We start from the raw sequence: 11,524 nt of genomic DNA on the forward strand, positions 1-11,524 counted from the left end.
CGCTCCCCCGCGCGAGACCGAGGACCTCCCCACCGCCCGGCCCGGCAACGCACCGAGGCCGAGTCCCGCACCACTGCGCGACGCCTCCCGCCAGCCCGTCACGACCGAACCGGCTCGCCCCGACGACTCACCGCCCGTCACCGAAACGCCGCGGGAAGACGCAGCGCCCCCGCTGCGCCCCACGGCGACGAACGACACCGTCCAGCGGCCCGACGCGGTGCAACCGAGCGAACCCGCGCGGCAGCACGACGTGGCGCAGCCCCGCGAGGCCGCCCAGCCACGCGAGACGGCGAGCACTGCGGAAGTTGCGCAGCCGGCCGGAACGCCCCAAGCCGGCGCGGCCACCGAGGCGGCCGAGACCGCACCGGAGCACGACGCGGCGCGAGAAGACACGACCGCTCAGGCCCGCGAAACGGCGGACGCGACCGAACCCGCGCAGCCGGTCGACGTGGCGCAAGCAGACGACACCGCGCGCGAGGACACACCGGCACAGCCGCCCGCCGCAGCGCGGCCCGTCCAGCAGGACGACGCCTCGCAGGAGAGCGAGGCCGCCCACTCGCCCGCCGCGGCCCAGGCGAACGAAGGCGCGCAGTCCGACGAGGTCGGCCGGCCGGAGGACGCGGCGGAAGCGGACGAAAGCGCCCAGCCGGTTGAGGGCGCGCGGGAGCGCGACGCCGCATCGGTCGGCGAGTCGCATGACATGCCGCACGAGGACGAAGCGGTCGGTTCCGAGGAAGCGCCCCAGGTCCAGGACGCACCGGATGACGAGCGCGAAACCGTCCACGCCGGCACCGGCGTGGCGGACGACGCGGCTTCGGCGGATGAGACCGCGGCCAAGGAGCGCGACGCGGACGAGACCGGCCGGCCCGAGACGCCTGCGGCGGACGATCGGGAGAGCAGGCCCGCCGCGGCCAGAAAGCCCGCGGCACCGCAGCGGCAGGGGTCGCGCGCGCCGGCCAAGAAGAAGCCGGCGAGCCGTCCCTCGATGCCCGCCGCCCAAGACAAGCCCGCCGCCGCCGCGGCGGCGAACGGCGAACCGGCCGCAGCGCAGCGACCGGCTCGGCGACGCAAGCCCAAGGGCAAACGCGCATCCGTCCCGTCCTGGGACGAGATCATGTTCGGCGCACGCCGACCCGAGTAACGGCCGACCGTCCAACGAAGGCGTCAACCAGCCCGGGCGGAAGCGGAGGTCACGTTCGCTCCTGCTTGGGGGGTTCCAGGAACGGGGTCAGCCAGGCGGGGGTTATGGCGGCGGCCAGGGCTATGGCGTCCGGTTCGGACATGTCCGTGGCCGAGTAGCCGCCTTCGCCTGCGCCCACGGCGGCGAACAGGGTGGCCAGGCCCAGTCTTCGTTGGAAGAGGGTGCGGCGGATGCGCCAGCCGACGATCGCGCTGTGTTCGACCACGACCTGGCGGCGGCGCAGGGCGCCCGAGCGGACGCTGAGGCGTTCGCCGTCCGTGGCGTGGCCCAGCTGGCGGTAGCGGTCCAGGCCAAGGGGGACGGCCAGGACGGCCAAGGCGCCGCATACGTAGGCGACCCAGGGTTGACCGGCGAGGACGGCCAGGACGGCGACGCCGGCCGGAGGTGCCACAGCGCGGATCACGCGGCGGCTCCGGGCGGCCTCCGGGTGCGGTTTCAGCGGGCCGGGGATGGCGCCGACGACGCGGGAGGCCAGGGACTCGGCGGCCGGCCGGGGGGCGGCGGGCAGGAGCCGGCCGCGGTGGGCGGCGTCGCCGAGGCCGGTGATGAGGGCGCCCAGGCGGGTCACTCCCGCCATGCGTTCGAAGGGGTTGTCGGTGAGTTCGACGCCGCGCAGGCGGCGGCGTTCGAGGGAGACGCTGCGGCGGGTGACCAGGCCGCGTTCGGCGACGATGGAGCCGTCCCGCTCGCGGACGGTGAAGTCCCAGTTGAAGAGGGTGAAGACGATCACCGACATGACCGGCATGGCGACCAGCATCACGATGATCAGCGCGAGCACGAGCGCGGTGGGCAGGCCGACCACGTCGTGGCCGACGTTCGCGACGCGCTCCCGGGTGATGAGGCCGAGGTCGTCGCCGAGGTTGTAGACGGTGCCGAGGAGGCTGCCCGCCAGCGCGAACGGCGTCAGCAGGTAGGCGCCGCTGAGCGGGGCGTACACGTACCAGCGGCGCCGCATGCGGCCGAGCACGCGCTGCGGCGGGGCCGGGAGGTCGCGGGTGAGCAGGACGCGGCGGAGCCGTTCCGCCTCGTGCCGGGAGACGGCGTTGAGCTCCCCTTCGCCGCCGTCCGCTCCGGCGTCGATGTGGACGATCGCCAGGCCGAGCAGCCGGTGCGGCAGGGACGCGCTGATGTCCACGCCGCGAATGCGGTCGCGCGGGATGCTCTTGACCGACCGCCCTACGAGCGCCCGCCGCAGTTCGATTCGGTCATTGTGCAGGACGTAGGTGAAGGTCACCCAATTGGCGACGTGGAAGACCAGCCCGAAGGCCAGGCCCGCGAGGGTGAAGTAGAACGCCGTGGACATCCCGCCGACGAGCAGGCCGGTGGCGCCGGCGGCGAGGAGGGCGGCCAGCTCGCGGACGGCGCCGACGATGAACGTGAGCGGATGCAGCCGGAGGCTCACGTGGCGTCGTCGCGGAGGTCGTGCGCGCGGTGCGCGAGGTCTTCGGCGAGGCGGGTGGCCACGTCCACGGGCAGGCCGGACACCTCCGAGGAGCCGGTGTGGGAGGCGGTGTTGACCTCGATGGTCGCGAGGCCCAGCAGGCGCTCGATCCAGCCCTGCTTGCTGTCGACGGTCTGGATGCGCCCGACGGGGACCAGCAGCCATTCGCGGCTGAACCAGCCCGTCCGCGTGTAGACGACGTCGGCGCTGACCTCCCAGCGGTGGACACGGTAGCGCCACACGGGCGCGACGGTCACCATGAGCAGCCCCGCGATGCCGACGATGTAGGGCAGCAGTCCGACGCGACCGGTCAGCCAGCCGGGCAGGGCGTCCCAGCCGGAGTCGCCGAGCCAGGCGGCGACGCCCAGGGCGAGGCCGAACGCGAGGCCCCACACCAGCAGGTATTCGATGGCCCAGTGCGCGATGGCGCGGGGCGAGACGCGGTGTGCGGGCGGCCGCAGGCGCGGCGGGTGCGGGCCCCCGCCGTCCCTGTGGTGACTGCGCCGCACCGACGTCACACCGTGAGTTTAGAACGCCGGAGGCACCCTCCCGTTGACGCGCGGCGCCGGAACCCCGGATCCGGCGGCACGATCGCGCTCCCGCGGGCGTTTTGTCAGTGGCGGCTGCGATGGTGAGGGCGCGCCTCACGTCGTTGCCGGCGTCTTTGCCAGGGGCGGCGGAAAAACTGGATGCGCATCACCCGGACACCGCATATTTTGGCTGGTTCCCCGGTCAGCGGGGCACAGACGTCCGGCAACCGATCACTAGGAGATCACATGGCCTACGCGATCCAGGCCGAGGGCCTGGAGAAGCGGTTCGGTGAGACCAGGGCGCTCGCCGGCGTCTCCCTCACCGCCGAGCCCGGCACCGTCCTCGGCGTCCTCGGGCCGAACGGCGCGGGCAAGACGACCATGACCCGGATCCTCGCCACGCTGATCGAGCCGACCGGCGGCAGCGCCCAGGTCGGCGGGTTCGACGTGGTGAAGGACGCGCACAAGGTGCGCCAGCTGATCGGCCTCACCGGCCAGTACGCCGGGGTCGACGAGATGCTCACCGGCACCGAGAACCTCGTCCTGATCGGACGGCTGCTCGGCATCGCGCGGAAGGCGTCCAAGGCGCGCGCCGCCGAGCTGCTGGAGCGGTTCCAGCTCACCGAGGCCGCCGAGCGCCCGGCCAAGACGTACTCGGGCGGCATGCGGCGCCGCCTCGACCTGGCGGCGAGCCTGGTCGGAAGCCCGCAGATCCTCTTCCTGGACGAGCCGACCACGGGCCTCGACCCGCGCAGCCGGAACGGCCTCTGGGACATCGTGCGCGGCCTGACCGACGACGGCGTCACCGTGCTGCTCACCACCCAGTACCTGGAGGAGGCCGACCGGCTGGCCGACGACATCATCGTCATCGACCGCGGCGAGGCCATCGCGCACGGCACGTCCGACATGCTGAAGGCGCAGGTCGGCGGGCAGGTGCTGGAGGTCCGCCCGGTCAACGCCCCGGACGTGGAGACGGTCGCGAAGATCGTCGGGGAGCTGGCGGAGGCCGTCCCCGAGGTCCGCGACGACCTGGTCAGCGCGCCGATCACCGACCCGGAGCTGATGCCCGCCGTGGTCCGCCGCCTCGACGACGCCGGCGTGGCCGTCGGCGAGCTGTCGCTGCGCAAGTCCAGCCTGGACGAGGTGTTCTTCGCCCTCACCGGCCACCACACCGACGACATCGACGCCGAGGCCGGCGAGCTGGAGAAGCAGGCCGCCGGCAAGGAAGGGGCGTCCGCATGACCACCGCGACGCTTGCGCCGCAGAACCTGTCCAAACGGATCGCTCCGGCCACCGCCGTGCGCAACACGGCCACCCTGGCGTGGCGCAACCTGGTGCAGATCAAGCACAACCCGATGGAGCTGCTGGACCTGTCCATCCAGCCCATCATGTTCGTGCTGCTGTTCGCCTACGTGTTCGGCCCGGCGATGGCCGGCAGCGTCGAGGCGTACCTGCCGGTCGTCATTCCGGGCATCATCGCGCAGAACGCCCTGTTCGCCGGGATGAGCACCGGGTTCGGGCTGAACACCGACATCACCAAGGGGGTGTTCGACCGGTTCCGGAGCCTGCCGATCGCGCGCAGCGCCCCGCTCGCCGGGCGGATCATCGCCGACACCGTCAAGCAGGCGTGGTCGATGCTGATCCTGCTGGTCGTCGGGTTCGCCATCGGCTTCCGCATCGAGACGAACGTCCTCGCCCTCATCACCGCGTTCGTCCTGCTGCTGAGCTTCGCGATCCTGTTCTCCTGGACGGCGGTCTACATCGCGATGAAGGTCAACGAGCCGGAGAAGGTGCAGATCTTCGGCTTCGTGGTGATCTTCCCGCTGAGCTTCCTCAGCACCGCGTTCATCCCGACGACCAAGGGGATCCCCGGCTGGCTGGCGTTCTGCATGGACAACAGCCCGGTGACGCAGCTGGTGGAGGCGATGCGCGGCCTCCTGGTCGGCGGTCCCGTCCTCGAACACGCCTGGGTCGCGCTGGCGTGGGGCGTCGGCATCTCCCTCGTCTTCGCTCCCCTGTCCCTGCGCGCCTTCAAGAAGCGCGCGTGATCTCACGCGCCTGATCTCACGGGTTCAGGGCGAAGTCGTCGAGGACGTCCTGGAAAGTGCGGGTCTGGCCGCGGGCGTAGGCGTTGGCGAAGGAGGCTTCGCCCAGGTCGGCTCGGGTGGCGGCCTCGATGGCGATGACGTCGGGGAGGGAGAGGTCGCGGGTGCCGCGCAGCGCGTCGGCGGTGCCGAGGAGCTCCGCGGCGCGGACGGGGTCGCCGAGGACACGGGCGCGTTCGGCGTGCCCGGCGAGGACGTGGGAGAGGATCGGGTAGTCCTGCGCCTCGACGGCGCACCGCAGCGCCTCGTCCAGCCGTGCGGTGCCCTCGTCCATGGAGCCGAGGGCGATGTCCAGCTGGGCGCGCGTGCAGAGGACCATGGCGCGGAACTGCGGTGGGCCCGGCAGGTCCTCGGTGAGCTCGTCGGCCTGGGACAGGCGGTTCAGGGCCTCGGCCGTGGCGCCGGAGCGGCGGGCGAACTCCCCGAGCTGGTAGTGCAGCGCGGCCAGCTCCTCCGGTCCGCGGGTGGCGCCCGGGTCGCGCATGGCGGCGCGGAGCATGGCCTCGGCCCGGTCCCGCTCCCCCATCAGGTCCAGCTCGTTCGCCAGCTTCATCCGGACGTGCAGGAGCCCGGCGGTGCCCCCGCCCAGCTCCGCGTTCAGGCGCAGCGCCTCCTCGTAGAGGGCGGCGGCGCCGGAGTGGTCGCCGCGCCGGCCGACGATCTCGGCCTGCGAGGTGAGCGTGAACGACAGGCCCCAGCGGTCGCCGGACTCGCGGAACGCGGCGAGCGCCCGCGCGAAGGCGTCCTCGATCTCGCCGATCCGCCCGAAGTTGTGCGCGATCTGGCCGCGGACGAAGTATCCGAGCCCCCGCACCCACGGGTCGGGATCGCTCAGCAGGACGTCGTTGTCCAGGACGGCGGCGCTGTCCCAGCCGACCACGTACAACCGGATGGTCTCCAGCATCAGCCGCAGCACCGGGTGCAGGGAGGAGCGGTCGAGCCCGGCGCAGATCTCCTGGGCCCGGGCGAGCCAGGCCGTGACGCGGTCGTCGCTCCGCTGGTTGTCGAGCGAGGCCAGCGCGGCGAGCGCGAGGGCGCGGGCGGTGGTCTGGTCGTCGGGGACGCCCGGCAGCGCGAGGATCTCCTCCAGGTTGTCGGCGCCGTCGCCGAGCCTGCCGTTCAGGAACCAGTACCAGCCGAGCGCCGCGCAGAACCGCATCGCCGGCGGCGCGTCCCCGGCGGAGATCGTCCAGCGCAGCGCGGCGGAGGTGTTGTCGAGCTCCGCGGTGAGGCGCCGCAGCCACGGCAGCTGGTCCGCGCGGTTCAGGTGCGGCTCGGCCTCCTCCGCCAGCCGGACGAAGTACTCGGCGTGCGCCCGCCTGGTCGCGGTCTCCTCGTCCGGCCCGGTGGCCGGTTCGGGAGCGGCCGGTTCCAGGGCGAGGCGTTCGAGGCCGTAGGCGCGGATGGTCTCCAGCATCCGGTAGCGGGGCTCGCCGCCGGCGTCGCCGACGGTCAGGAGCGACTTGTCGACCAGCGCGGTGAGGAGGTCGGGGATGTCGCCGGCGTCCAGACCGGGGCCCGCGCACACCGCCTCGGCGCTCTGCAGGGTGGCGCCGCCGGGGAAGACGGCGAGCCGGCGCCAGAGGACGCGTTCGGGGTCGTCCAGCAGGTCCCAGCTCCACTCGACGACGGCCCGGAGCGTCTTGTGGCGGGGCATGGCCGTGCGGCTGCCGGCGCTGAGGAGCCGGAACCGGTCGTCCAGGCGGAGGGCGATCTGGCCGGGCGTCATCGCGCGGAGGCGGGCGGCGGCGAGTTCGATCGCGAGCGGCATCCCGTCCAGCGCCCGGCAGATCCCCGCGACCCACCCGGCGTTGGCGCCGGTGACCGCGAACCCGGGTGACACGGCCGCCGCCCGGTCGGCGAACAGCCGGACGGCCGGGGAGGCCAGCGCCTCCTGCGGTCCGGCGGCCACCGGCGGCGGCTCCAGCGGCTCGACGGGCCAGAGCGTCTCCCCGGTGATGCCGAGCGGTTCGCGGCTGGTCGCGAGGATCCGGACGCCCGGGCAGCGCTCCAGCACCGCCTCGGCCAGTCCCGCGGCCGCGTCCAGCAGATGCTCGCAGTTGTCGAGGACCAGCAGCAGCCGGCGGCCGGACAGCGCGGCGACGAGCCGGTCCGCCGGGTCCGGCGGCGGCCCGGCGGTGATCGGCGGCGCCTCGCGGAGCCCGAGCGCGGTGAGCACGGCGGCCGGGACCTCGGCCGGTTCGGTGACCGGTGCCAGTTCGACGAGCCAGGCGCCGCCCGGCATCCGGCCGGCGACCCGCTCCGCCGCCTCCAGCGACAGCCGGCTCTTGCCCGACCCGCCGGGCCCGGTGAGCGTGACGAGCCGGGCCCGGCCCAGCAGGTCGTCCACCCGCCCGAGGTCGCCGTCGCGGCCGATGAAGCTGGTCAGCCGGGCCCGGAGGTTGCCCTCGGGCGCGCTCTCGGGCACCGGCGCGTGCGGCAGGTCCTGGCGGAGGACCGAGAGGTAGACGGCCTCCAGCTCGGCGGACGGGTCGACCCCGAGCCCGTCCGCCAGCGCGCGTTTGGCGGTCTCGTAACGGGCCAGCGCCTCGGCCTGCCGCCCGTCCGCGTACAGGGCCCGCATCAGCAGGGCGGTCACGGGTTCGCGCAGCGGGTCCTCGGCGGCCAGGGCCTGCAACTCGGGGACCAGGTCCGCGTGCCGGCCGAGGGCGAGGTCGGCGTCCAGCCGTTCCTCCAGCGCGGCGCGGCGCAGCGCGTCCAGCCGGGCGGCGGGCGCGTCCGCGAACCGCAACCCGGCGGCGCCGGCGAGCGCCGGGCCGCGCCACAGCGCGAGCGCCGCGCGGAGCCCGGCCGACCGCTCGGCGGGCGCGGCGGCGCGGCGCGCGTCCCGCACGCGGGTCTCGAAGTCGCGGGCGTCGACGGACCCGGGCGCCACGGCGAGCCGGTACGCCCCCGGCCGCGACTCGACCACGTCCCGCCCGATCGCGGCGCGCAGCCGCGACACGAGGGACTGCAGCGCGTTCGGCGCGCCCCGCGGCACCTCGTCCTCCCAGAGCGCGTCGATGATCCGCTCCGCCGGGAGCACCGCACCGGGGTCGAGGGCGAGCAGCGTCAGCAGCGCCCGCAGGCGGGCGCCACCGACCGCGACGGGCGCGCCGTCGTCCGCGGCGACCTCCAGGGGGCCCAGAATCCCGATGCGCACCCGATCATTTTGCAGTGCCGCGGGCGCGCTCGATCCCGTGCACGGCCGCCGGGGCGGAGGCGGGGCCGGTGGCGCGCCCGCACAACAGGACGCCCCGGCGGTCGGGGGACCGCCGGGGCGTCGTGCGCGCAGACGTCAGGCCGCGGACTCGGTGGCCTTGCTCTTGGCCTTGCCGCCGTCGAGGGCCGCCAGCTCGAAGTCGGCGCGCGGCTGCTCGATGGTGGCGAGCGAGATGGTCTCGCGCTTGAGGAACAGCGCGAGCGTCCAGTCCGCGATGACGCGGATCTTGCGGTTGAACGTCGGGACCATCGCGCCGTGGTAGCTGCGGTGGAAGAACCACGCGGGCCAGCCCTTGAGCTTGATGCCCAGCGGGTTCGCCACGCCCTTGTGCAGGCCGAGGCCCGCGACCGTGCCGAGGTTGCCGTGCACGTACGGCTTGAGGGTCTTGCCGCGCAGCGACCGGACGAGGTTGTCGCCGAGCACCTTGGCCTGCCGGACGGCGTGCTGGGCGTTCGGCGGGCAGAACATGCCGTCCTCGGTCAGGTCCGGGATCGCGGCGTTGTCACCGGCGGTGAACGCGCGGACGAGGCCCTCGATGGTGAGGTACTCGGTGCCCTTCACCCGTCCCTTCCCGTCCAGCGGGATGTCGCCGTGCCGGACGACCGGCGACGGCTTGACGCCCGCGTTCCAGACGAGCGTCCCGGCCGGGAAGCTGCTGCCGTCCGACAGCTCGATCTGCCCGCCGACCGCCGATTCGAGGAAGGTCTTCATCTTCACGGCGATGCCGCGGCCGCGCAGCTGCTCGGCGGTCCACCTGCCCATGTCGGGGCCGACCTCGGGCAGGATCCGGTCGGTGGCCTCGACCAGCATGAACCGCAGGTCCTGCGGGGTGACCTTGCGCATGTACTTGGTCGCGTCGCGGGTCATGTCCTCCAGCTCGGCGACGGCCTCGACGCCGGCGAACCCGCCGCCGACGAACACGAAGGTCAGCGCCTTGCGGCGCAGCTCCACGTCGTCGGTCGACTCGGCGATCTCCAGCTGCTCCAGGACGTGGTTGCGCAGGTGGATGGCCTCGCCGACCGTCTTCAGGCTGATGCCGTTCTCGGCGAGCCCGGGGATCGGCAGCAGCCGCGGCACCGCGCCGGCCGCCATCACCAGGTAGTCGTAGGAGATCCGCTCCGGGGGCCCGGCCAGCGGCTGGACGATGGCCCATCGCTCGTCGTGGTTCAGTTCGGTGACCCGCGCCTTGCGGACGGTGCACTTCGGCAGCACCCGGCGCAGCGGGACGACGACGTGCCGCGGGGAGATGTTCCCGGCGGCGGCTTCGGGAAGGAACGGCTGGTACGTCATGTACGAGTTCGGGTCCACGACGGTGACCTTCACCTCGCCCCGCCTGAGCTCGCGCTTCAGCTTCTTCTGCAGGCGCAGGGCGGTGTACATGCCCACATAGCCGCCACCCACGATGAGGATGTGGGGAGCGCCAGGGGTCCCCTCGGCGGTCCTGGCCATTGCGGCCTCCAATGTCACGGTCGGCTTGTGAAGACATTCACAAGCTAGCTGATGGAGCGTGCCCGGCACCAATCAATAACCATGAAAGAACCGATGAACTTCCGGTTCTGGTAAAGCGGAGCACTGGATCGCGTGTGAAACACGCCACTCCTTCCCATTTTTGCGGGTGGAACGGGGCAATGCACGCATGACGAAGGTCACAGGATGCGGCTCCGCAGGTCTCCGGCCCGGAGCCCGGCGAACGGCCCGTTCCACCCCCGGGGACGCTCTATGGTTGGGGCGGACCAGGAAGGGGGCGCCGGCGGCGGGACGCACGCGGCCGAGACGCGGGGCCGAGCTATCGGCGATCCGGCGGCGCGCGGCGTACGATCTCGCCCGGGAGCGTATCGATGATGAGCAGAGACCGGCGTCCGATCCCGGCCGCGGTGGGCGCCCTCGCGCTCGCCGGGGTGCTGGGCGGCTGCGGGCTGATCGGCCAGCCCCAGAACAAGAGCGCCGAGCTGTCGGAGTGGTTCACCGTGACCAGCCCCGTCTTCCGCGATGGGCGCGACTTGCCCCCGAGGTACGGCTGCACGACGTACCCTGGCGGAGGCGGCAAGACCCCGCCGCTCCGGTGGTCGGGCACGCCGGCCGGGACGAAGTCGTTCGCGATCGTCATGGACGACCCGGACGGCTCCAGCGGCGCCTACGTCCACTGGGTGATCGCGGGCATCGACGGGACGGTGAACGAGCTCGTCGAAGGTGCCCGGCTGGACAGGACCGTCGAAGGGTTGACCACAGGCAAGAAGGCGGGCTACGCACCGCCGTGCCCGCCCAAGGGAGAGCGGCATCGGTACCGGTTCACCATCTACGCGCTGGACGACCCGGCACCGTTCCAGAACGGCGCCGCACTGAAGGACTCGCTCCCCGCCATCGCCGAGCACACGATCGGACGCGGGCGGATCACCGGGAACTTCGGCGGCGAGCAGGCGCGTTGACCGTGGAGCCACTGAGCTCAGGGTCAGGGCGGACCCCTCGGGGGGTTGTAGCCAACAGGGGTGTGCGGGTCGGCGAGGTTGGCCGATCGGTACGCGCCGTGTGAGGGTAAATGTGCGCGAAGGGTGTGACAACGGTCATAGCGGTCGGACACAATCGGGGTAAGCCGAGGCGGCGGAAGCCCGACGACATCCGGACGCCGGCGACAAACGGGACGGACCCGCGGTCCGCGCCGGCAACTCTCGCCGGGCCAAGGCATTGGGTGGTGGCATGACTTCTTACATCGTGGTCTTCGGCCTCATTGTGGTCGTGGTCCTCGTGGTCGTCCTCGTGGTCCTGGGCGTGCGGGCCAGCAGGGCGGGACGCGACGACGACGACTGGATGGACGACGAGCCGCAGCAGCCGCGCGGCCGCCGTGGAGTCCCACCGCAGGAGCAGCCCATGGGCGGCCAGGACGAGTACGGTCCCGGCCCCGGCTACAACGACGGGTACGACGAGGGATACGACGACGGCGGCTACGACCGCGCGCCCGAGCCCGTCCCCGACCGCCGCGTCGCCGGCGGCCCGCTCGCCGCTCCCACCTCCGCCCCGGCCCCGCCG

Annotated in this window: 7 protein-coding genes and 2 pseudogenes; 5 read left to right on the forward strand and 4 right to left on the reverse strand. The window is 73.2% G+C overall.

Features of this window, described 5'->3' with window-relative positions; all coding sequences use genetic code 11:
- Window positions 1–1,141, forward strand: a pseudogene (locus E1293_RS48005) (hypothetical protein); the annotation flags it as partial.
- 49 nt (window positions 1,142–1,190) lie between these two features.
- Here the strand turns inward: E1293_RS48005 and E1293_RS37960 are convergent.
- Entirely contained in the window at window positions 1,191–2,603 is a 1,413-nt protein-coding gene (locus tag E1293_RS37960) for a PH domain-containing protein (protein WP_243717165.1), read from the reverse strand.
- Complete coding sequence (locus E1293_RS37965; RefSeq protein WP_132203462.1) at window positions 2,600–3,160, reverse strand: PH domain-containing protein; 561 nt, start codon at window positions 3,158–3,160, stop codon at window positions 2,600–2,602. The genes E1293_RS37960 and E1293_RS37965 overlap by 4 nt, the downstream gene beginning before the upstream one ends.
- A gap of 258 nt (window positions 3,161–3,418) precedes the next feature.
- Here E1293_RS37965 and E1293_RS37970 point away from each other — a divergent pair, with 258 nt between their 5' ends.
- Both E1293_RS37970 and E1293_RS37975 read left to right on the forward strand, forming a co-directional pair.
- The gene (locus tag E1293_RS37970; RefSeq protein ID WP_132203463.1) at window positions 3,419–4,414 is read left to right on the forward strand and encodes an ATP-binding cassette domain-containing protein; all 996 of its coding nucleotides are present in this window, start codon (window positions 3,419–3,421) and stop codon (window positions 4,412–4,414) included.
- Entirely contained in the window at window positions 4,411–5,220 is an 810-nt protein-coding gene (locus tag E1293_RS37975; RefSeq protein ID WP_132203464.1) for an ABC transporter permease, read from the forward strand. Before E1293_RS37970 ends, E1293_RS37975 begins: the two co-directional genes overlap by 4 nt.
- A 16-nt stretch (window positions 5,221–5,236) precedes the next feature.
- Here the strand turns inward: E1293_RS37975 and E1293_RS37980 are convergent, their stop codons facing one another.
- Window positions 5,237–8,440, reverse strand: coding sequence for an AfsR/SARP family transcriptional regulator (locus E1293_RS37980; RefSeq protein WP_132203465.1), 3,204 nt, complete (start codon window positions 8,438–8,440; stop codon window positions 5,237–5,239).
- Window positions 8,441–8,575: 135 nt separating this feature from the next.
- Entirely contained in the window at window positions 8,576–9,949 is a 1,374-nt protein-coding gene (locus E1293_RS37985; RefSeq protein ID WP_132203466.1) for an NAD(P)/FAD-dependent oxidoreductase, read from the reverse strand.
- 389 nt (window positions 9,950–10,338) lie between these two features.
- Between E1293_RS37985 and E1293_RS37990 the strand changes: the two genes are divergently transcribed.
- Both E1293_RS37990 and E1293_RS37995 read left to right on the forward strand, forming a co-directional pair.
- Window positions 10,339–10,926: a YbhB/YbcL family Raf kinase inhibitor-like protein gene (locus E1293_RS37990; RefSeq protein WP_243717168.1), complete on the forward strand. Its 588-nt coding sequence runs from the start codon at window positions 10,339–10,341 to the stop codon at window positions 10,924–10,926.
- Window positions 10,927–11,194: 268 nt separating this feature from the next.
- Window positions 11,195–11,524 (forward strand): annotated as a pseudogene (locus tag E1293_RS37995) (hypothetical protein); the annotation flags it as partial.

The organism is Actinomadura darangshiensis (genome assembly GCF_004349235.1).
Classification (GTDB): domain Bacteria; phylum Actinomycetota; class Actinomycetes; order Streptosporangiales; family Streptosporangiaceae; genus Spirillospora; species Spirillospora darangshiensis.

What these genes read in the sequence shown, in the direction of transcription:
- E1293_RS37990 (WP_243717168.1), top strand. Translation starts at nt 10,339, where the DNA reads ATGATGAGCAGAGACCGGCGTCCGATCCCGGCCGCGGTGGGCGCCCTC.
- E1293_RS37985 (WP_132203466.1), bottom strand. Translation starts at nt 9,949, where the DNA reads ATGGCCAGGACCGCCGAGGGGACCCCTGGCGCTCCCCACATCCTCATC.
- E1293_RS37970 (WP_132203463.1), top strand. Translation starts at nt 3,419, where the DNA reads ATGGCCTACGCGATCCAGGCCGAGGGCCTGGAGAAGCGGTTCGGTGAG.
- E1293_RS37975 (WP_132203464.1), top strand. Translation starts at nt 4,411, where the DNA reads ATGACCACCGCGACGCTTGCGCCGCAGAACCTGTCCAAACGGATCGCT.